The sequence below is a fragment of the Echinimonas agarilytica genome (genome assembly GCF_023703465.1).
Taxonomy (GTDB): domain Bacteria; phylum Pseudomonadota; class Gammaproteobacteria; order Enterobacterales; family Neiellaceae; genus Echinimonas; species Echinimonas agarilytica.
Genome location: NZ_JAMQGP010000004.1, coordinates 1 through 22,812, shown reverse-complemented (window position 1 = coordinate 22,812; position 22,812 = coordinate 1). Strand labels below are relative to the sequence as shown.

General features: G+C 42.5%; 16 protein-coding genes and 1 pseudogene. 8 read left to right on the top strand and 9 right to left on the bottom strand.

Going from position 1 to position 22,812, the window contains the following annotated elements; all coding sequences use genetic code 11:
* Positions 1–53: 53 nt before the first annotated feature.
* A complete protein-coding gene (locus NAF29_RS10155) occupies positions 54–320 on the top strand; it encodes a hypothetical protein (protein ID WP_251261455.1) in 267 nt (88 codons plus the stop codon).
* Positions 321–428: 108 nt separating this feature from the next.
* On the opposite strand, the gene NAF29_RS10150 is transcribed toward NAF29_RS10155, so the two are convergent.
* The 9 genes and pseudogenes from NAF29_RS10150 to pspF all read right to left on the bottom strand — a co-directional run bounded on the left by NAF29_RS10150 (position 429) and on the right by pspF (position 16,154).
* On the bottom strand, positions 429–896 hold the full coding sequence (locus NAF29_RS10150) for a hypothetical protein (protein WP_251261454.1): 468 nt from the start codon (positions 894–896) through the stop codon (positions 429–431).
* Positions 880–1,848, bottom strand: a complete 969-nt coding sequence (locus tag NAF29_RS10145) for a hypothetical protein (RefSeq protein WP_251261453.1) — start codon at positions 1,846–1,848, stop codon at positions 880–882. Before NAF29_RS10145 ends, NAF29_RS10150 begins: the two co-directional genes overlap by 17 nt.
* Before the next feature lie 454 nt (positions 1,849–2,302).
* Complete coding sequence (locus NAF29_RS10140) at positions 2,303–2,923, bottom strand: ankyrin repeat domain-containing protein (RefSeq protein WP_251261452.1); 621 nt, start codon at positions 2,921–2,923, stop codon at positions 2,303–2,305.
* A gap of 159 nt (positions 2,924–3,082) precedes the next feature.
* Positions 3,083–3,415: an AAA family ATPase gene (locus tag NAF29_RS18495; RefSeq protein WP_432763235.1), complete on the bottom strand. Its 333-nt coding sequence runs from the start codon at positions 3,413–3,415 to the stop codon at positions 3,083–3,085.
* Between the two features lie 289 nt (positions 3,416–3,704).
* Entirely contained in the window at positions 3,705–4,160 is a 456-nt protein-coding gene (locus NAF29_RS10135) for a hypothetical protein (protein WP_251261451.1), read from the bottom strand.
* Between the two features lie 281 nt (positions 4,161–4,441).
* A pseudogene (locus tag NAF29_RS10130) lies at positions 4,442–4,576 on the bottom strand (IS3 family transposase); the annotation flags it as partial.
* A 247-nt stretch (positions 4,577–4,823) separates the two neighbouring features.
* Complete coding sequence (locus NAF29_RS10125) at positions 4,824–5,327, bottom strand: hypothetical protein (RefSeq protein ID WP_251261450.1); 504 nt, start codon at positions 5,325–5,327, stop codon at positions 4,824–4,826.
* Entirely contained in the window at positions 5,305–13,887 is an 8,583-nt protein-coding gene (locus NAF29_RS10120) for an RHS repeat-associated core domain-containing protein (protein ID WP_251261449.1), read from the bottom strand. The genes NAF29_RS10125 and NAF29_RS10120 overlap by 23 nt, the downstream gene beginning before the upstream one ends.
* A 1,232-nt stretch (positions 13,888–15,119) precedes the next feature.
* Positions 15,120–16,154, bottom strand: coding sequence for a phage shock protein operon transcriptional activator (gene pspF, locus NAF29_RS10115; RefSeq protein ID WP_251261448.1), 1,035 nt, complete (start codon positions 16,152–16,154; stop codon positions 15,120–15,122).
* A 195-nt stretch (positions 16,155–16,349) separates the two neighbouring features.
* Between pspF and pspA the strand changes: the two genes are divergently transcribed.
* From pspA to gmhB, 7 genes are all read left to right on the top strand, one after another.
* Entirely contained in the window at positions 16,350–17,027 is a 678-nt protein-coding gene (pspA, locus tag NAF29_RS10110; protein WP_251261447.1) for a phage shock protein PspA, read from the top strand.
* A gap of 21 nt (positions 17,028–17,048) precedes the next feature.
* A complete protein-coding gene (pspB, locus tag NAF29_RS10105; RefSeq protein WP_251261446.1) occupies positions 17,049–17,291 on the top strand; it encodes an envelope stress response membrane protein PspB in 243 nt (80 codons plus the stop codon).
* Positions 17,288–17,680, top strand: a complete 393-nt coding sequence (pspC, locus tag NAF29_RS10100) for an envelope stress response membrane protein PspC (RefSeq protein ID WP_251261445.1) — start codon at positions 17,288–17,290, stop codon at positions 17,678–17,680. The genes pspB and pspC overlap by 4 nt, the downstream gene beginning before the upstream one ends.
* A 15-nt stretch (positions 17,681–17,695) precedes the next feature.
* Positions 17,696–19,099: a YcjX family GTP-binding protein gene (locus NAF29_RS10095; protein ID WP_251261444.1), complete on the top strand. Its 1,404-nt coding sequence runs from the start codon at positions 17,696–17,698 to the stop codon at positions 19,097–19,099.
* Entirely contained in the window at positions 19,096–20,229 is a 1,134-nt protein-coding gene (locus NAF29_RS10090; protein WP_251261443.1) for a TIGR01620 family protein, read from the top strand. Before NAF29_RS10095 ends, NAF29_RS10090 begins: the two co-directional genes overlap by 4 nt.
* A 217-nt stretch (positions 20,230–20,446) precedes the next feature.
* Positions 20,447–22,012, top strand: coding sequence for a transcriptional regulator TyrR (gene tyrR, locus NAF29_RS10085; RefSeq protein ID WP_251261442.1), 1,566 nt, complete (start codon positions 20,447–20,449; stop codon positions 22,010–22,012).
* Positions 22,012–22,566 (top strand): D-glycero-beta-D-manno-heptose 1,7-bisphosphate 7-phosphatase, encoded by a 555-nt coding sequence (gene gmhB, locus NAF29_RS10080; protein ID WP_251261441.1) that lies wholly within the window; start codon positions 22,012–22,014, stop codon positions 22,564–22,566. The genes tyrR and gmhB overlap by 1 nt, the downstream gene beginning before the upstream one ends.
* Positions 22,567–22,812 lie beyond the last annotated feature (246 nt).

Sequence of the window (22,812 nt, the reverse complement as noted above, 5' to 3'; positions counted from 1 at the left end):
CTTTGGCACCAAGCCGATTTTCATCAATCAACCACAACTAAGCTGGAGAAAAAATGCCGAAACGCAAAATTGATTTTCAAAATGCTGAGTGCTCGGCCTGTCATAAAAAGCATGTCGATATTAGAACTGAAATAATTACGCCATCACCAGAAAGGCCAAATGCTATTCGTAAGAAAATAATCTTTCGATGCGAAGATCATCTCGATTGCGATGTCGATGAGATTGAAAAGCTTGCGCTTGTCAAAAAGCGTTTTCAAAATCTAGACGAAAATGACCTTGTTGATGGCGAAACATTTTTTAATCAATTGGACTCTGTATAGATATAGCAGCGACTGCCAGCTTTGGCACCAACCCAAAGGAAGCGAAGCACGAAGCGCTAAACGCCAGATAAAAGAAAACCAGCTTCCGCTGGCTTTCGTTGGCTTGGCTTAATTATTATTCCGCATCACTTCCGTAATTGCTCGTAAATAGCATTTTGGAGGAATTGCCGAATCACTACTCTTAGCCATGTCATAAAATAGCCCAGTTCTTTTTATGGATTCTACATTTTCTAAGATGTAACGCACTTCCTTCCCTGTTACCACCTTTAACTTTCCGAGAACACTTACAAAACACCCGTGAAATTCCGAAATTTCAGATAAAAGTGCAATTTTTAATGTTACGCGTTTAGAAGACGAAAACTTGTTTAAAGCGTCTGAGTCTGGAAATAAATAAACCTCTCTATCTTTGAATAAATAGCCCTCTAAAATAACTACTTTTTTATCATTATCATGCAACTCTTTCTCTTCAATAGCGATAACTGGCGCTAAAACATTTTTTAACGATTCAGCTTTCACCGAACCTGAGACTAAAATAGCCATGCATATTGATAAATAGCAATTAGAAACGTTGAACATAGTATTCCCCTATATAGGTATCTAACTGATTACTACCATTTAAGTTGATTCTAGACATATGGAAAGTCAGATTTGGATTACTTTGTGACCATGAACTGTAAAGTTCATGATCAGGATAACTAAAACCACCACTTTCTCCAGCAGCATGAGAATGCCAACTTGCAACCCATCCTTTCTCCCATCCTTTAATTGATGAAGTTAACAACGTAGCAGCACTTATTTCATGACGATAATAGTCTGTAACTGCATTTCCTAGTCTCACATTCCCTATATCATCAAATATGTTGACGCCAATTTCCACATCATGATTAACTGATAATGAATGAATATTTTTATGCGCCCACTTTAGAGCATCTGCTTTATTGGCAAATGACTTCAGTGATCGAATTTTTTTATTTAAATCAACCAAGTCTTTATCAAGAGCTACAGTTTCTTGTTCTGTTAATTCACCTTTAGCCTGACCATCACTTAATTTATTACCTCCCCAATTAGCTCTGAGTGCTGCGGCAAATGCGGCACTGAATGCTCCGTTAGCAAACTTACCGCCACTCAAAGTAGATATGACACCGCCAACAACGGCGTGACTGGCTATTTGTCCGGCAACCTGTCCTGATGTCAGTAAGTTGCCACCAAAGTTGTACAACTTATCCGAAGAACCTCCTATAGCGGCTCTTAGATTATCGCCATGCAAGTTATTAAAGTGGCTTCCAATTTGGTGGAAAGCAGCACCAGTAAACGCTCCTATTAAGGCGCCTTTGAGACTTCCAGTAGCAATACCGCCTGACACAAAGCCAACAGCAGCAGCGTTCCACATACTGGCCGCAGCCCATTGCCCAACACCCGGAATAAACATCAGAGCAGCGGCAACGAACGGAGCAAACTTCCCTAGAGCCTTATTGATACCCTTAAACAATTTATCAAAAAAATACCCACTCGGATCGGTATAGCTCAACGGATTATTCAGTACACATCAAAGGGGTCAGAGTCATTTGGTTTGGACTCAGAGTTCGACAGAGCCAAAGACATCGAGACATACCACCCTCCGAGCCTCTAGCCAGACTGCCAAAATTGACTCCCCCATATAAAAACGGAATATATAGTTGCAAATTCCGCTCCCTTAGCAAGGCTGTTCCGCTCAATAGAAACCCCGCAGCCAGATCTGCTGAAATGGATTTCCGCAGTTCTGGTGAAGAACCAGGGCAAATCAATACGACCAATTTTTTAACCTCTTTGGTTTCTCATCTTCCAGTCGGGAGTTACTGAAAAAAGAATTATCTTACTATCTCTATTAATGCTTCTCACTGGTTAACTAAGCGATTCTTGATAAAGGAAGGTATACATAAGATAGTTAACTAAGCCCCAAATCTATTTATATTTTCTGGATGGATTGATTATTTTTATAGCTATTAATCTTCTATTTCATACTCTGGATAGAACTGATCAATCAATTCTTCAAAGCTAGGGGAGCAAAAATCTGAATTACATATTTCAGACGTAACAGCTCCGTGCTCAATAAGATAATCAATAGAGACTTTTTTTTTCATTTTTACAGCTATGGAAAGTGGTGTTTCGCCATTGTGGCTTAAAGTATTTAAATCAACATTTTTTGAGCCGGATTTACTTATTAAATCTAAACTCCCCATTCCCGACAGCAGATGGGTAATTGTAAAGCCAACTTCGCTACTTATTCCCCATATTATATCTCCACAGGACAAAACATATATCAACTCGTTCTCGTTGGAACGATATGCAATGTCCTTTATTCCTTGCCAATCTTTAATTTGTTCACAATTTTCTACAAGTTCTAGTTTTAAGTCCGAGAGTATAATTTCTAACTCAGCCCCTTTAACCCGGTGGTTAAGTGATGGTAAAAACTTATCGGTTTGAGGAGTATGCCCAAAATCGTTAAAAAATTCTCCAGAACAAGGATCAACAAAGCCTTTATCAATAGGTGTTACTCTGCATCCAGTATACGGAGAAACCAAAACCAGCACTTTAAAGCCGCTAAGGTTTGAGGGGTTTGTCATCCGAGAGCTCTGAAACGTGCTCACTCTCATCTTTCATAATTAAAACAGGGAAGCCGTTCCACTCAATTACCTGCCCAACTTGAGCCACAGCAAGAAGCTGGCCTAAAACGGTACAAGGCCAGCATACAAAAAAACAAATTAGTCCAACAATTAGAATTTTCATTGTCCTGAGCACTGCCTAATTATGTCTGGGTTACTTCCACACGCCATGACATGTTTGTAAAAAGCACCTGCACTGGTTATTGCTCCAAATGCGTTAGAGTTGCTCAGAGCCCAGCCATTACCGATTATTATAATAGCTGTTACTCCAGAGTCTGCATCAGTAAATGAAAAATTACGCCTAGCGCCCAAACACAAATCAATTGCATCAAGTATGGTTGACTTACCAGAATCACCAGGCCCAATTAAACAATTTAAACCTGGATGTGGGTTCCAAAAAAGTGACTCTATACCTCTAAAATTTCGAATGTAAACTTGACGAATAACTGACACAGATTTCTTTTCCTTAAGAGACTTTTATTTTAATTACATACTAACAACTAAAATACATGAAACCATTAAAAATACTTATAGTTGGTTATTTAAAATGTCCACTACAGTTTGCGTATACACAAAAACGCCCCTGAAAAGGGGCATTTAATTTAATAATAAAACTTTAAGTCAAATATTCGAATAACTAATCAAGTTGGCAGTTTAAAATCAATTTTAAACTGCTCTGACTCATTTTGTTCCCAAAGGCTTTCGTTTCTTTGCTCCCAAAGAAGCCAAACCTTCGGGCAACTCAAGATGGATCTAGTTTTTTCCCACGTTGACCTAGCCAAACTCCAGCATAAAAAAACATTCCCCAAAAGAGGCTTTGCCACAGGCTACTTGCAAAAAAAGCTGTAACCAAAACAGTTGATGTAACTATTAACGTGCTTCCTTTTATTAGAAGAACTTTACTTAAAAAAAAACTAAGTAATAAAAAAATACTCATTCCAACAAGCAATGTTCCGTAAAATATATTTTGTCGTTCTGCTCTAGCCTTTGAGTCGTTGATATAGGCTTGTTCAAGGCCTTTTAATTCTCCAGATTCTTTTTCTGTTAAATAGCCTTTTTCGAACTTGGATTCATGAGTTTTTTTATATTCACTATTCGAGTTCATGTATTCCAACGTGACTAAGTTTACTCCTTTAACCAAGCCGAAAGTTATAAAAACTACAAGCAAAAATATAATTGATTGATTTCTAACTTTCACTCTATTCACCATTTCCGAATACTCCAGCTCCGTACCCCTCACATGAGATTATACACCCTCGTATATCAATAGGTGAAAAGCCCGTTGATTGCCCTGTAAACCTCCAACTCTTTATTCCCGTTGGTATTTCAGGGCCAATATGCTTTATTTCACTATTGTAGTCATATTGTAGTGGTCAACTTAAATTGGCCACGGTTTTGTATTCAAGCGAGTAAAGTCGCTCTGACTCATTCGGAGTTAGGTCACCGTTATGATCCCTAGTACTAAAACTAGACACGGCACTAAGCAATGCTCTTTAGTTCAAATGCTTCTGGGCTGAGATAGCCATTCGCACTATGCCTTCTCGTTTTGTTGTAATCAACTTCAATGTATTCAAATACCGCTTGGCGCATTGTTTTCCGATCCATGATGGGTTCGCCATGGTTCACCTGTTTTGCTTACGAGGTGAGCATATCACCTCTAATCAGGTGGCCAAATTCAGTGTACCACTACACACATACTGGCCGCAGCCCATTGCCCAACACCCGGAATAAACATCAGAGCAGCGGCAACGAACGGAGCAAACTTCCCTAGAGCCTTATTGATACCCTTGTAGTGGCCAATTTAAGTTGACCACTACAAACTAAGCAACGAAATATATTTATTAGTTAGCTCATCGACTAACTACTTAGCAAGCTGTCCTTTACAGTTATTTATATGCCAATAAGATTTATCTAAGTATTCCTTATAATTATCGCCATAGTTACTTTCAATCAGCATAAGAGCCTCTTCATTTTTTGATATGGTAATGCTAAAAAAAACCGAATTGACTCCCAAAGGAGGTTCTAACAAATTGTCAACCTTATTCATGATCGCCAATGCTGCATTAAAAAAGCCATAGTCAATAGATTCGGCCAGCAGTAAATACAAATATTGCTGTTCCATATCATCTATAACCAACTGAAAATCAGGGCTATCAAAATTTTTTACAAGCTCTAATGGTGAGCCAAACCTCTCGTAAAATCCACTGAGCAACTCCTTACGCTTGACTCGTACTAGCTCATGAGGAACATCACTGTTTTGTTGCAAAAAAGAGAGCACATTAGCGCATTCAGTACTGCTAGCACTACATGATGTACAAGCAAGCATCGTGATTGAAACCAAACTACCTTTTAGTAAATCTAACATCGACTGTTTCTCTTCCATATACAAATGTATGCCGCATTGCAGGCGGGGGAGTGGGAGCAAAAAATGTTGCTATTGATTGAATTATGCTCAATTTGTTTGGATTGATTGCTGCAGATGCTCCATGTGCAACTATATTTTCAGCATGTCTATATGTATTTTTTGACACAACTAAATCGACATTTAGTGCTTGAATACGCCGAAATTCATCAACGTAACTTCTTGCTCCGATTTCCAATGAAATACCTCTTTCGTTTGCTAGCGATGGGTAAGCGTCTTTAACACTCTCCCAATCCCCGCTTTTAATCCAGGTTTGCAGTTGCCGTGCTCTATTGCCTGCATCGTCAAACAGCTCCTCTGCAATTACTTCGCGATCCGCACTTGACATGTCTTCAGGCAACTCTTTGTGAAGTTCGTCGTTGAACGCACGTGCGAAAGCCCCTGTAACAGCCCCATTTGCAAACTTACCACCTGTCAACTTCGATACAGTCCCGCCTACCACAGCCGCTACCACAACTCTTGCAACGCTAAAGCTAGAGCCACTATCAACACCATCAATATGAGAACCCAATGCTTGAGTTACTCCTGCAGCCCAAAATCCGTGGCCAAACTTCCCTCCATTGAGATCAGACGCTATTCCTCCAACCGCAGCATGTGCGGCAATTTTTCCAGCGAACTGAGCCGAGGTTAAGCCATTTTCGAGAGTATTTGCCACTTTACCAGCTACATTGTCTGCTTTTATCCCTTCGAAATGTTGACCTATCCCGTAAAACGCTGCCGCACTAAATGCACCAACCAGTGCACCTCTCAAACTACCAGTAGCTACACCACCAGCAGCAAACCCGACCAACGCAGCATTGTGCCAAGCTTGAGCAGCCCAAGGTCCAGCGATAATTCCAATTGCAATAGAAACAAACGGAGCAAAATCGCCAAGAGCGCGGTTGATTTTTTTGAAAAGCTTATCGAAGAAAAAACCACTCGGATCGGTATAGCTCAGCGGATTATTCAACACATAAGAATAACGATTAAAATTCTGCGAATTCTTCGGTGCCTGAATAAACGGATCAGCCTGCAAGAACCTGCCCAATGTTGGATCGTAGATCCGACCATTCATATGGATAATGTTGGCATGATCAACTTGTTCATGGCCGGTAAAGCCTCGAGTGGTTATATTTAATACGTTCTCTAGGCTAAGCTCGTCATAATATTGCTGCACTGGAGACCCGCTCAAAGGAGTTCTACGTTGGCCAAAAGCATCAAAACTCATGCGTTGTTTTACTTGGCCAATTGAGTTGGTCATCGCGCTGATAGACCCTAGGTGATCTTTGTGAAGATATACGGTATCTCTAGAGCCGTTGCTACGAATAGTGTGAATAGCTTGACCGCCTAAATAGCGTTTATACTCAACCATATCTTCATCGGCTATGATGATGACTTCTACGTTACCCACATAGTAGGTGGTGCGGCTAGATCCTGCATCTAGTTTGTCGTGTCGCTTATATCGCTTTCGATTGGCATCGTACCAAAATTGAGTCGTGCCCGTCTGTTCACCTTGATGTGAAGTGATTACCTTCGCTTTGTCAAAATGGCTATATGTCACTTCTCTAGTTAAGTTGCCATCCATGTATGCGTGAGTTTGGTTTCCTTTGACATCGTAACAGAAGTTTTGAGTACCAATCTCAGTCACCGCATGCAGACCTGCTGCTCGAGCGCAAGAACTTGCTTTTGTACCATATTGATATTGTGCGTCTTGCTCTACGTCTGACTTAGTTAAAATATTACCATTTGCCATGTATGTTATTTGTTGAGTTGGTAAGCCGTTGCGAAAGACGTCTTTTAACCTATTCAGGGAGTCGTAGTGAAAGTTCTCAACGACATCTTCGGTAACATTTAACCCATAGCTTGTTCCTAGTTCTTCTCTGCTCTTTAAATTTCCACGCGCATCAAAACCATACAGAGTTGACAACACATTTCCTGAGCCAACTTGAGAGCCGGTTAAACGGCCTGTGGCTGGATCAAAACTATGGTGAGTGACCAGACCATTTCCTTGGCGAGATTTAGTCACGTTGCCCCATGCATCGGTATCGAGCACCTGAAAATAGACGATACCATCTGTATCTCGGGCTTCCTTTTGAGCGATAAGATGACCATGTTGGTAAACGTTTTGGATGCCATGAAAGTCTCCGCTGGCATCGAAGGTTTGAAATAATCGACCATACTGATCGTAGGTCATGGTTTCAGAAAAGAATTGGTCATCGATTGAGTAAAAGATGTTGTTTAGTCTGCCTAGAGCATCGTAAGTGAATTTTTTTGTGGCACTTCCATTGGTTTCGAAATCAAGCCGGTGGGGCTTATCGTCACTGTAGTTCCAAACCGATTGTTCTAACAAACTACTGTTTCGGTTGACGATTCGCTTAATGGTGCGCCCCAAGCTGTCTCTATGTATTGTAGTTACCTCATTTGCGGGGCTGGTTTGCGTTACTAGGTCACCCAGCGCATTATGTTGATATGACCATTCGCCTTTATCTGGATCGCTCATTGATTGCTTCATGCCATATGGACTAAAGACGGTCTTAATAATTCCACCGTCATCATTCTCCACTTGAACAAGGTTGCCAACTGCATCGTAGGTAAATTCAGTTATGCTCCCAACTGAGTCTTCAACCTCGAGTACTTTGCCGGCTAAGTTATAGTTGCGTCGGGTGGTCTGTTCAGAGTTATTTGATTTGCTAGTCGAGAATACGTCTTCTCCTCGTCTTGACGTTTCAACAATTAGTTGATCACCTGTAGCAATAGATGCAGGGGATGTGACCCGATAAGCTTCACCAAAGGTGGGCTCATAATCATAAGTCGTCCAATACACTGGATCTCCGGAAAAGTGCGGAGTCGATTCGCGTAAAATACGCCCTTTACTATCGTATTCAATCAACATCCATTGCTTATCAAAAGGGCCCTGTTTACTTTCTGCGATCTTTCGACCTAGTTGATCAAAGTACGCTACAACTTCACTTCCGCCTGCTTTTTGTTCCGATCTATAAGTTACTGCACCAGTAGGGCAACTCTCATTGCATAGCTCTATATAACTTAAGGTAAATTGACCTAGGCTAGGTGTTTCTGTGAAAAATGGAACTCCAAAAGAAGTGTAATATTGTTGGGTGATTAGACCATCCATTGAGCGGATTTTAGTCGGCTGCCCCCACTTATTTCGCTCCAAAATCGTTTGAGTGTTAAATTGACCGTTTGAGACAGAAATGGGATAGCGTCCCTCTGCATCAAAGGTCACGATGGATTTACGTAACACTGCAGCAGTGGCATTGTGCGGTGGTAAATTGCCATCAACGGTGCACGATTCAATATCATAAGAACAAGATATGGTTGCGACCTTGTTGCCTAGGGCATCGTAGCTATAAAAACGAGTCAGCTGATGAGTTTCATCTCCAGGCGCAACTATTTCTCGATCCAACATGCCATGTGCGTGGTCATATTCAAATTCAGTTGTTCGAGTAACCATTTCAATTCCATTGTCGTGGACTACTTCTGTTCGACTGAGTCTATTGATCCACCAACGTGTTGGTTGTTCAAACTGGTATTCATTTTGGGTTTTAATTATATTGATTTCTCCTGTAATCATGTTGGTTGTGTTGCTTGTACTTTCTTCCAGAAGGGGATAACTGACGGTTCCAGATGAAGCTAACATGTAACTCATTGAGTTAACGACTTGAGTTGAAGCGTTTAATGCTCCTAATTCACCGTCGTTTTGATCAAATCGATAATTAAATTCTTCGCTGATTTCGATGTATGGAAACTGAATCACACCTTTTTCATCTAATTCGAGTGAATTTAGCTCGTTGTTAGATCGCTGTAATAAATCTCCCAAATAGTGCTTTTCGGTAGAAATGGGCATGCCAATGAACGGAAATTCTTGAGCGTAGGTGGTTGTCGTTCTTACGCCTGTTGATTCATCAATGGTCGTGAGCTTTTCAAAACCAAGAGCTCCTCGTCCGCCCGATTGCATGCGCAAGTTTTCGTATTGATATCGAACCGACAGCGAACTATCAGGGTTATTTGTACTCGGAGCGTCAGAGGTAACTTTTGAAACAACTGGCATAGGGCCGTTGATATCAAACACGGGGAATTCGCGGTGATAATTAAGCTTATGGCCTAGGTTGTCTGTTTTGTAACCAGACCAATTACTATCGTTGAGATTGGAATACTCAATTTCTGTTCTGTTCCCAAAACCATCTTCAATGGCAGTGATCATCCTCTGACGCTCTTCTGGTCTGCTAGTGCCGTACTCAATCACAAAGGAGTTGTTTTTCGCGGCAACTCTATCGATAGCACCGTCACCATTTAAATCCATGAAACGGCTCATTGGGACTGTATCACTAATAATGTTTTCATCATCTAAAAGTTGATATTCGCTGAGCGTGTCTCCTTCCATTTTTCTGAATGCAATATAATTATGACTTGATGTATCTATATCATAATTCGACAAGTTGTCTCGATTAGAGTGAATGTAGACAAAATCTAAAACTCCATCACTATTAACATCTAGTAATTGTTCAGCATAATTTATTAGATAATCCTCTTCCAAACTATGGTGTTGAGGTGTGGTAAATCCAACTCCTGTAGAAAACCAAATTTGGGGCGTTCCAGAACGAAGGTTTTTTATTATATCGGATAACCCATCGCCATTGACATCTGCATACATGAAGTCATTTTGGAAATCTTCTAATTTAAAATCTTCTTTACAAAAATCTCGATCTGACGTGCCTGAATAACGATGAAGAACAAATAATTCTTCAGAAAAAGAAGAGTAAGATAGTTTTCCTAAGTTAATATGCCCAAATTCAGGTTTACTGTTTACCGAAACGACATATCCATAGCCATCCCCTCCACTAGGATCAAGACTAGATGAATAATCAGAGTTGCAGTCAACTTGATAGGCCAATCGGTCCATTATTCCATCGCCATTGAAATCTGCAGCCGAATATTGATCAGGGATAAGCATTTTTCCTGATAATAATTCTGGAGAACTAAATGAGTTTAGTCCTAGTTTTATTTCGGACTTTTGCAACCCTTGGTTGATTAGTTGATATGTATCTCCTGAATTGGAAGATATCATCAAGTCAACTAAACCGTCTGCATTAACATCAAATGGATAAATGTCTTTTGGATTCCAATCCAAATAGCTGTTTAGATCTATGGGTTCAAATTTTTCATTGGATAAATCTATATAGTGGATTTGATAGTGACCATCAGTTTGATAACTGAATATAAGGTCATCTCCGGACTGATCTGCTCTTGTAAAAGGGAGTGTTTTAATATCTGCGTGTTCTGAAATTTGATTGTCAACTTTAAGAACTCCTTTAAATGAGTGTGAGCTGCCGTCAACTGACATACCATGGTTGACGCTATTATCGTGTAGCCACAGACCCACATAATCACTGTCTGCGTTGGCCAGATATATGATCTCTTGCTGATGATCATTATTTATATCTAAACCAATAAAATTGTAAATTCGATCCACATTGGTTTGAAGGCGTTGGTTGTCAGAAAACAAGTATGCAGGCTCTAGTGGTGTTTCGAATATTAAAGGTGATTTACATTGCTCTTTAAGAGAGCCACTGCAATGTCTGATCGATTTTATGACATCACTCGTTCTATTCTGACTATATGTGTCAAACTCTAAAAAATAACTTGATAATGGCTCATCTAAATGATTTATAACGAGTATCTCTGAGAGACGATGGTGTCGCTGGAACTTTTTACCATAAGAATACTTAATAGGGCTGATATGAGGAGATTTCTCGTATATAAATTCAATCGTATTTCCTGAATACTCAATTTTATGGAGTAATACTTCTTCAACATCAGCATCGTCCTTGTGAGCTTCATAGATATAGTTGATTGTGTTCCCCATATTGTCTTTTGTAGTATCCATCAACCAACTCACTGGAATACCATCGATAGTAGATAGGGTCGACACCTGAGAGCTTCCGTAGTAACTCGTTGAACCATCCTCACGAAAAACTGTGAATTCTTGATAGTTTTCACCAGAGGAAATGACCTTAACTTTGGGACTTAATTCGGGTCTAAACTCTACTTCGTCACCGTAGCGATCGACCTCTATTAAACGTGAACCATCCAGACACAACGCGTCGGTTCCATCGAGACGAACGGGTAAGAAGCTACCTTGATCTGGCCCAATCTCGGGAACTGTCTTACAGCGACTGATTGATGATTGGCCTGCTAAAGACCAGCCTATGCCGGCCACACCTAATCCATTATTGGAGCTGTATAACAAACTAACTTCGGGTTTAATTCCGGCAATACCCGTTGGAATGTCAATTGGTACAGAATAGTTCACATGACCCGCTTCATTGACTCTGAACTGACCCGATAACGAACCGTGGAATGTGGGCGCATTAGGGTCTACTTCATCCATAGGATGTTTGGGCACTTCTGGCGAAGGGGCATCTAAATTTGACACATAACGTACTAATTTAACTTCAGACTTTAAACATTTACCTTTACCGTAAGTTTCAAAAGGCTCTCCTGTGATTCGGTCAAAGCTCGTCTCAGTAACCTGAGCGCAAGACTCTAGCTCATATTCTACGATGCCCTGGTCCACCATTTCCAAATTCAGAGGTTGGCTTGGAGCGCTATATTTCTTTTGTCCAAGAGAGCCTTGCTCATACAAAGTCACGTAGTAGGGGGCTTTTCCGCCAATCCGTCCAGGCTCCCAGCTCACTGAGTATTTACCATCTGTTGTTTCTTGAGGTGTTATTGCTAATGTTGGGGAAGTATCAAGAATAACCTTCGTCGAAATAGTGCGCTCATCTCCGCAGCTTGTTATGTTGCAAGCTCTAACCTGAACAACATAGGTTGCATCAAGGTCTTTGTAGTAGCTTATCACTCGATTGGATCCGACAGATTTGAACTCTTGCCATGTTTGACCACCATCGTCACTTTCTCTGATCTGATACTCAGTTACGGTATCTTCTGGAGGCTCCCATGAGAGTATGAAATTTCCATCGTAGGAAGTGGCTACATCAACGGTTAAGTCTTTAACTGCACCAGGTGCTAAACGAATAATTTGAGATTGAATGTCTGACCAATTGGAGCACTCATTGAATTCATTACAAGCGTTCACCTCAAACTCCCACGTACCATCAAGTAGCCCAGAGAAGGTTTTGGATAAAGCATTATTGGAAACGGTTGTTTTGATGGTGCCCTTTTTACCTGACCGGATTTGGTAGTGAGTCGCCGATGAAATTGCTGTCCAGCTGAGTTTCAAGTTGCCATTTGTATCGTAATTCCCTTCAACACCATCGAGTGAAACCGAAGGGGCACTTGCTGGGGCAGGCCGATCGTATGTAATAGAATCAAAATTTGAATAGGTACAATGATCGTCAGTACCAATGGGTTGCGCATCACTACTCCGGCTAAAGCACGCTTTTACTCTATATTTAAAGGTACCTTGGTTGTTTAGTGAAATAGATTTAGGTGATGTTGAGGCGTTAATGCTTCTCTTATGGGCTGCCCCTTCATATTCTTGAATTTCTATTGTTGTTGGTGTTCTAGACTGCCATTTCCCACCGGTCCAGCTTGCACTAAATGAACCCCTTGATGTAGTCGTTAACGCAATTGACAATGTTGGGATGATATCCTTGTCCACCTCTATAGAAGTCGACGCCACCGTACTACATCCAACCGTATTACATGCCCGAACCTGATATTGCCAAGTACCATTAGCTTTATTTCTAGTTAAAGTTCGACTTGTACTGTTGCTGGTAAATGATGGCCAACTTGTCTGCGTGCTTAATTTTTCTCGCCATTCATAATGAGAAACTGAATTTGAAGATTGTCCCCAAGTTAGCTTGAACGATCCATTATAAGAACTTGTTTTATCTAGCGTTAATGCGGGAGGAGTGGAAGGAAATCGAAGCACTTGTTTGGAAGCTATTGCTGAATACGCGCCGCATTCATTGAATTTATTGCATGCACGAACTTGAAATTCCCAAGTACTGTCACTCAAGCCGGTAAAGCTTCGTGCTGTTGTTGTGAGCGTCAATTTAGATTTCGTCGAACCTTTCTTTCCATACAACACGTCATACTTACTGGCGTAACTGACGGTATTCCAACTTAAATCTATGCGTCCATCGGTGTCGTAGGCACCTTCGCTATCGCCTAGTGTTAGGCTGCTTACCTTAGCTGGAACAGGGAGATCATATGTGATTGAGCCGTAGCTTGAATATTGGCAGTCCCCAATGGTTTCGTAGGTTTTACCAGAGGTTCGGTCGTAAGACGTGACCTTGTGACATGCTTTTATTCGATATTTGTAGGAGCCTTGTTGGGTGACTGTGATTGCATGAGGTGCTTTCGATGAGGGGAGCGTGCGGTTTAGTGCTGCTCCGAGGTATTCTTGAATTGACACCTCAATCGGCGCGTTGCCTTTCCACTTTCCGCCTGTCCAGTGAATTGAGAATTCGCCCGTTGCAGATGAGGATGCAGAGAGGCTAATCGTTGGTGCTATGTTTTTATTAACCGTGACGGCCAAGGAGCTAACACTACTGCACCCCGACTCATTACAAGCTCTTACTTGGTATTGCCAAATTCCGTTGGATTTACTTCGAGACACAGAGCGATTTGTTGCGTTGCTCGTGAAGGAAGGCCAAGAGGATTGTGTACTTAACTTTTCTCGCCATTCGTAGCGAGTAACGCGATTGCTAGAAGAATTCCACGACAGCGAATAAGTGCCATCATAAGAAGGACTTTCGCTGCTTTTCAATGACGGTGGAACCCCTGCTGGGCGCATCACAGGTTTACTTTTAAGCGTTGAATACGCGCCGCATTCATTGAATTTATTGCATGCACGAACTTGAAATTCCCAAGTACTGTCACTCAAGCCGGTAAAGCTTCGTGCTGTTGTTGTGAGCGTTAATTTAGATTTCGTCGAACCCTTTTTTCCATACAACACGTCATACTTACTGGCGTAACTGACGGTATTCCAACTTAAATCTATGCGTCCATCGGTGTCGTAGGCACCTTCGCTATCGCCTAGTGTTACTGAGTTTGGTTGAGTCGGAGTCGGCAAGTTGTATGTTGCGGCTTTCTCGCTACTGTAGTGGCATGGACCTAAAGATTCGATGACCCGTCCTGCAATCCGATCGTAGCTATATGAAATCGTGCAAGCTTTGATTTTATAGTGCCATGTGCCCTGAGTTGTTTTGGTTCTAGTTGCAGAGGAACCCGTAATCGACATTTCCGAGCTTTGGGAGCCAACCCTTTCAAACAGCCATATTTTGGTCGGAGTTTGAGCGTTGATTTTTCCTGGGTTCCAGGAAATTGTAAAATGACCTGTCGTTGATGTTGATGGTGAAATTGATACTACTGGTGATACTGTTGTTCCTGCGAAGGCTTTCAGAGCGCTAAGAAATAAAACAGCCACAGTAATACACGTAAAAAATCCCTTTTTACGAGTCATTTGCGAGTCCCTTTGCAAACTTTTAGTGTCTACATTATTTGTATGAAAACGTTTTCTGTTTTGCAAAAGTCATCAACAATAAATGTGATGAATATTTAATCAATTTGAATGAATGGCATGTTTATCCATATTTGCAGCGTGTTTTTAGTGTGTTGCGAGATTTGAGATAGAGACTTAGTTGAAAAGCTGTGAAGGGGGCTTATGTGTTTTATGCCTCAATGAAGTGCTTTGCAAACCATACATTCGGCATTGTAAGACTCTGCTATGCCGGCTACCGCCATCGTAAGGCGAAAGCCTCGTATGGGCTATTCACTGGCGGAGGTACCATCTAGTAGATTGTATTTTTTCATTATTCCCCGTAGCTGATGATAAGTGAGGGACAAAGATTCTGCCGTTTTCTTTTGATTAAACTGATGCTGTTCCAAGGCCGTGTTCAGCAACTCTGTTTCATAATCTTGCAGGTGCTGTTTGAGGCTGTATGGGTAGCTGGGCCCTGTGTTGATCAGCGATGACTCGGTGGCTGTGCCTTGGCGATCTTGTGTTCGGGTGATTTGATCTGGACGCCATGGCGAATCAAAAGGGTCTAAGATGATTTGCTGGATTGGAAAGTCGGGCTCATTCTGGCGGTAAATACTCCGCTCTACCGCATTCTTCAGCTCCCGCACATTGCCCGGCCATGCATAATCCATCAATGTTTCGTAGGCGTGTTGGCTGAAACCAGAAAACACAGGATGACCTAATTGGCGGGCCATTTTTACGGCAAACGAGTCGGCCAGCAACATAATGTCGTCTTTTCGGGCTCGGAGCGGAGGAAGGGTGATCACATCGAACGCGAGCCTGTCGAGTAAGTCGGCTCTAAATTCGTTGCGCTCCGCCAGAGTGGGTAAATCTTCATTGGTTGCAGCGACCAGTCGCACATCGACTTTAACGGATTGACTTCCACCTACACGCTCAAATTCGCCGTATTCAATCACTCTTAATAGCTTTTCTTGGATTAAACCTGAGGTATTGGCGAGCTCATCCAGAAATAGTGTGCCTTTGTCGGCGGTTTCAAAGCGTCCGGCTCGGCGTTTGCCTGAACCGGTAAACGAACCTGCCTCATGGCCGAACAACTCACTTTCAAGCAGACTTTCATTCAGCGCTGCACAATTGAGCTTGACGTATTCTTGGTCCCAACGTGAAGATAAGAAGTGCAATCGCTCGGCTATCAGCTCTTTACCTGTGCCACGTTCTCCGATAATCAGAATCGGTTTATTCAGCGGAGCAATTTGAGAAACATGCTCTAGGACGCTTACGAATGAATTGGACTCACCAATCAGGTTATCTGCTTGAGGTTGCATTATCGAACACGCTATGTGGTAGGAATTACTAAATAGTAGTCTATTTCACTATTGATGAAATTAACACTATTTACACAAAATAATAATTCCTATATTTTACATTGGCTTAAGTTGTTTTTTAAAGTTGGCCTAATTCCTGAATAGTGTTTAAGCAAGAAAACAGTAATTATTAAAAGCCAATGTTAGGAGAATAGTATGGGTATTTTTTCGCGCTTCGCAGATATTGTGAATTCTAATCTCAATTCCCTGCTCGAGAAAGCCGAAGATCCAGAGAAAATGCTTCGTCTGATTATTCAAGAGATGGAGGATACACTGGTAGAAGTTCGTTCTTCAGCTGCACGTACGCTTGCCGATAAGAAAGAGCTTGAGCGCCGCGTGACTCGTTTACAACAAGACGCGTCTGATTGGGAAGAGAAGGCGGCTTTGGCGCTATCAAAAGACCGAGAAGATTTGGCTCGAGCAGCATTGAATGAAAAACAAAAAATTAGCGAGTCTTCAGATCGTTTAGGCTCAGAACTTGAAGTTGTTGATGATAACCTTGCTAAACTGAAAGAAGAACTTGAGCAGCTTCAAACTAAGCTCAAAGATGCCAAGGCTCGCCAGCATGCAATGATTATTCGTTCGCAAACGGCAACCTCGCGTTTACAAGTGAAACAACAGCTCGACAGCAGTAAAGTGTCTGACACGCTCAACCGTTTCGAATCATATGAACGTCGAATTGATGATTTAGAATCAAAAGTTGACGCATATGACTTAACTGAAACTAAAACACTAGCAGACGAGTTTGCTGAACTTGAATCAGAAGAGCGTATTAATAGCGAGCTCGAAGCGCTTAAGGCGCGAGTTAAACCCAAGTCAGTAGATACTGAATAATTGATAAAGGCGGAGTGATTGATGGACTACGAATCTCTAGCGGGCATTATTATTGCTCCAATCTGTATCTTCTTGATATTGGTTGCACCAATATGGCTGATTATGCATTACCGCGCGAAACGCCAAGTGTCTCAGGGATTGACCGAAGACGAGTTTCGCCAAATAAGGATGTTGGCGACTCAATCTGAACAAATGGCAGATCGCATCGAAACGCTTGAAGCGATTTTAGATGCAGAGGCGCCTGATTGGAGGAAGCGCTCATGAGTGAGACCAAACGTAAACTTTACCGCGATAGCGACAATGGCAAATTTGCAGGCGTTTGTGCAGGTTTAGCTGATTTCTTTGGTTTTGAGGTGTGGTTGGTTCGGGTTGTGACAGCGTCGGCTATTATTCTTACCGGTGTGTTTGGCTTACCCTTACTCATATACATAATCGGCTGGTTTTTACTCGATAAAAAGCCTGCCAGTGAGGAACCTAAACCTAGCCCTCATATTTCCGTAAAATCAAAGGTTTGGCAAAGTGGGGAATTGCCCCGACAAGCTTTGTATGACATAAAGGACAGATTCGCCGAATTGGAAGTTCGCCTTCGTCGATTAGAAGGTCAGGTCACGTCGAGTGCATTTAGCCTGAAACGTGAAATTAATAAGTTGTAATCGGAATCAACATCAATGGGAATTAAAGGTACTGCTAAGCAGTCTCTTCAGTCAGCGCAGACCTTTATCGAACGAGCTCAGCAGCGGCATCTAACACTTGCCGTTACAGGCTTGAGCCGTAGCGGTAAAACGGCATTTATTACCTCCCTCATTAATCAACTCACACAGGGCAATGATGCTGAACATTTGCCACTATTCGACGTGGTTCGTGAACGTCGATTATTATCTGTGAAACAAGTTGAACAGCCCCACTTCAATATTGCGGCATTTCGATACCTGTCGGGCTTAAAAAAACTATCTCAACAGCCGCCTGCTTGGCCTGAAGCTACACGCAGCATCAGCGAAATTCGCTTACAAGTGAACTATCGAAAATCCAAAGATAGTTTGTTTGGCAAAGACTCCAATCGATTGTTGTTAGATATTGTGGATTACCCCGGCGAATGGTTATTAGATTTGCCGATGATGAAGCTCGATTTTCAACAGTGGAGTGAGCAACAGTGGCACTTGTTAGAACGAGAGCCCCGCAAAGCTCGTAGCACACAATGGTGTCAGGCCGTATTAGAACTCAGTGGTCGAGAGCTTGATGATGAAATTATTCATGAGCTTTCTCATGATTATGCTCGGTTGCTGAAACACTACAAAAATGATCTTGGATTAAGCTTGCTACAACCGGGGCGCATGTTAATGCCGGGGGATTTAGAAGGTACTCCCGCGTTAGCATTTTTTCCTTTGCCCCAACAAATGTTGCTCGACGAACCAGAAGCTAAGCGACTTTGGCAATTGCTTGAATCTCGGTACAACTATTATGTGAAAAATGTGGTGGGTGGCTTCTATCGTGACCATTTCAGTCGTTTCGATCAGCAAGTGATTTTGGTGGATTGTTTGTCGCCACTGAATGAGGGCGAACTACACTTTCGCGAGATGCAACAAGCATTGGCGCAAGTGATTGAGAGCTTTCGTTACGGCCAGCAAAGCTGGTTAAGCAAGCTCATTAAGCCTAAAATTGAACGGGTTTTAGTGGCCGCTACCAAAGCGGATCATGTGACGGTTGAACAGTTCTCAAATCTTACTAACTTGCTCGGTGAATTAGTAAAGGGCGCTCAACTGTTTGTAGAATCACATGAAGTGACAATGCAATCGCAGGCATTGGCTTCAATTCGCACAACGCGCTTTGGTCATGTGAATCATCAAGGGAAAAGGACTCCAGCAATCAAAGGCCAGCGATTAATCGACGGCAAATCTATTACTGTTTTTCCCGGGCAAGTGCCTGCGAAGTTGCCGAATTCTGAATACTTTCAGCAACATGGTTTTAAATTTTTGGAATTCGCTCCTCAACCTAGATCCAGCGAATACGAAGCGCTTCCTCATATAGGCATGGATAAAGCGATGCAGTTTTTATTCGGAGATACACTGAAATGAAACAAGTCGGTGACCATCATCAACAACAGGCTTTGTTTGGCGAAGAGCCCGATTTTCTAGAACCGAAAGATTCAGTTAAGCCGGAAGTTACTGAAGAACAACCGGTTGCGGAAGAGCTTTGTTTTGATGATGAAGAACCTCAAATTTTGCATCATCAAGAGCTGCATGATGCCGATGACTGGGATGAAGTGGAATTATCAGCGGCGACCGATGAATGGTCTGAATCATCAGAAAAAGAGGTGTCTGAAATATTAAGGCCGCCAGCCAAACATCGTTGGTGGCTGAAGTTGACCGCTGCCATTGCGTTATTGTTAATCACCATTGAAGGTCTGACACTTGCGAATCAAGCATGGCAGGAGCAGTCACTCGTATCGGCTCTCTACGGACTGTTATTTTTGCTCGTGGTGGGCGGTATTGTGACTTTAGTTCTGCAGGAAAGCCGTAAGCTTTCTATTTTGCATCGGACTGAAAAACAACAACTCACATCACGCAAAATCGCTGAAGGCGAGGAATGTGATGATATCGTATTGTATTGCAAATCTATTTTGCCTGGTTCAATTCAGCCACAAGTTAAAGAAGCGACTTTGCTTTGGCAAAGTATGATTGATGACACGCATACTGACGCTGAGGTTTTACGCCTATATCAAGATGTAGTGCTCGTGGAATGCGACAAAAAAGCCAAAGAAGTTGTCACCAAGTGGTCGTCGCAAGCTGCGGCGCTTGTTGCATTGAGTCCATTGGCAGCGCTTGATATGTTGCTCATTGCCTGGCGTAACATTCGTATGATTGAAGAAGTTGCATCTTGCTACGGTATGGAATTGGGGATTCTTGCGCGCATAAGGTTATTACGTTTGGTCATGTATAACCTGGTCTATGCGGGCGTTTCTGAAATGACAATTGACTTAGGAATGCAAAGTATCGGTGCTGATCTGATGGGTAAAGTATCAGCCAGAGCCGCTCAAGGTTTTGGTGCTGGCTTGTTGAGTGCGCGCTTAGGCTTGAAAAGCATGCAGCTGTGTCGGCCAGGCATTTACAGCGATGCCTCACAGCAACCCAAGATGTCGGATATTGCAACTCAACTTCGTATTACTGTTATCGAACTGTTTAAGACTAATTTGACTAAGAAATAAAATAAATATTTTAATTCAAATAGTTATGTTGTTTATTTTTGCTTCATTAGCTTAAATAAACACTGAGTCCAGTTCGCCATTTTATGTTTTTGTACTGGCTCTGGAAACAGAGCTTTACAAACCTGCCTTTTGTCGCTATTTTCACGCCTTCGTATCAAATGTTTTACAGTGCCGTTTGTTCTGGCAATAATAGATTACAGAAGGGTATTACGTCGTTATGAGGCTTGAAGTCGTTTGCAAAGATCGCATGGGAATTGCGAAAGAAATTCTTACCATTATGGTAAAACACGGAACCAACCTGCGCGGCATTGAAACCGATCCAAGTCGTAATATCTTTTTAAACTTTCCTGAACTCGAGTTTTCAGAATTGCAGGTGCTTCTTCCTGAAATCCGCAGAATCGACGGTGTGGAAGATGTTCGTACTGTGCCTTACACGCCCTCAGAGCGAGGCAGCCATGAACTCAACACGATCTTACGTACGCTTCCTGATCCTGTGTTTTCACTTGATATGCGCGGGCGTATAGTTCGGCTCAATGAAGCCGCTCAACTAGCATTGCGCGGTGATGAAGACAAATTACGCGGCCAAAGTATTAATCAATTTGTGCATGGTTTTTCATTTCAGCGATGGCTAGATGATGAAGAAATTGAGCCGCAAGCCACCAAAGTTTCCGTGGGCCAGCGCAGCTACCTAGCCGACATCTTACCGATTCTTGTTGACGCAGACGTGTCATCGTCACCCGGCAATGTTCTTGCTGGCGCAGTGCTATTGCTAAAATCGACAGATCGCTTAGGAGAGCAAGTTAACGCTTACCAAAAACAAAGCAGTGATGGCTTCGAGCGTATTTATGGCAATAGTCAGCAAATGAAGCAGGTGTTGGCTCAGTCTCGCAAAATGGCTCAGCTCGATGCTCCACTTTTAATTCAAGGTGAAACTGGCACTGGTAAAGAACTACTTGCCAGAGCATGTCACGAATTTAGCTTCAGAGGGGATGGCCCGTTTGTCGCGCTAAATTGTGCATCTTTGCCGGATAATGTGGCAGAAAGTGAAATGTTTGGCCATGGCGAAAATGCATTTGAAGGCGCAGGTGAAGCGCAACGTGGAGTGCTTGAAATCGCAAATGGCGGCACGGTGTTTCTCGATGAAATTGGCGAGATGTCGTCTTCATTACAAGCCAAGTTACTGCGTTTTCTGCAAGATGGTTCATTTAGGCGTGTAGGTGAAGAAGAAGAGATTAATGTGGACGTACGCGTTATTTGTGCAACGCAAAAAGATTTGCCCGACATGGTTCAGAAATCGGAGTTCCGCGAAGATCTTTACTATCGGCTAAATGTGTTGTGTTTAGTGGTGCCACCCTTGCGAGAGCGTAAATCAGATATTTTGCCTTTGGCGGAGCGCTTCATTGAGCGCTTTTGTGCTCAAACCAGTCGTCCATCAGCATTAGTAAGCAAATCGTGTCGAGATTACATGATGCAATATCCGTGGCCGGGTAATGTACGCCAGTTGGAAAATGCATTATATCGTGCTATTTCGTTGCTCGAGGGCAATGAATTGTCAGCTGAGGATCTGCAGTTACCTTCATATTCAAGTAATTTTGGTTATTACGACGAGGTATTTGAAGGCTCTTTGGAAGAGTCAGTCAAGCGCTTTGAAAGTAATTTGTTGCGTCGACTCTATCCGGCTTATCCAAGTACCCGACAACTTGCGCGTAAATTGGGCGTCTCTCATACCGCCATTGCGAACAAGCTCCGTGAATATGGCATTAATAAGAAGAGCATTACCTAATGCGGACACCTGCAGTGTTCTTAGATCGAGATGGCGTGATTAACCAAGACACCGGTTATGTGCATACCATTGACGACTTTGAATTTCTTCCGGGGGTGCTTGAAGGGTGTTTAAAGCTTCAGAGCGCAGGCTTTAAATTAGTCGTGGTGACCAACCAATCGGGCATTGCGCGTGGTTATTACACTGAACAACAGTTCCAAACACTCAATGCTTACATGGTTGAGTGTTTTTTGACCGCTAAAGTGTATATTACAGCGGTTTACCACTGTCCACACCACCCGAGTGGGCAAAACCCGCAGTTAGCCATTGATTGTGATTGCCGCAAACCAAAGCCTAAAATGTTACTCGATGCAGCATCTGCTCATGCCATCGACCTTGACCGTAGCTATATAGTGGGTGATCGAACATCAGACTTGAAAGCGGGCATGAATGCGGGCCTTAAGCGTAATGTACTCGTTTCGACCGGTAAAGAGCTCACTTCCGATGGAACCGAATTAGCAGACTACGTCGCAGCGGATTTTAGCGACGTTTGTGGCTACATATTGAACGATTGAAAACTTTCTGACATTTGTCATAAAAAAGCCCTTGACCGTGTCAGAAGATTCCCTATAATGCGCCCCCACAGCAACGGGCAAGGCGGCAACGCTAGAAGTTAAGGCTTCAGTCCGAAGCGGTGAAGAAAATCGGTTAGCAAAAAAGATTCATTGAATCGCTTGACACTAACCACCGGAAGCGTATTATACGCCTCCCGCAACGGCAACGCCGAAGCGACGCTCTTTAACAATTTAGCAAGACAATCT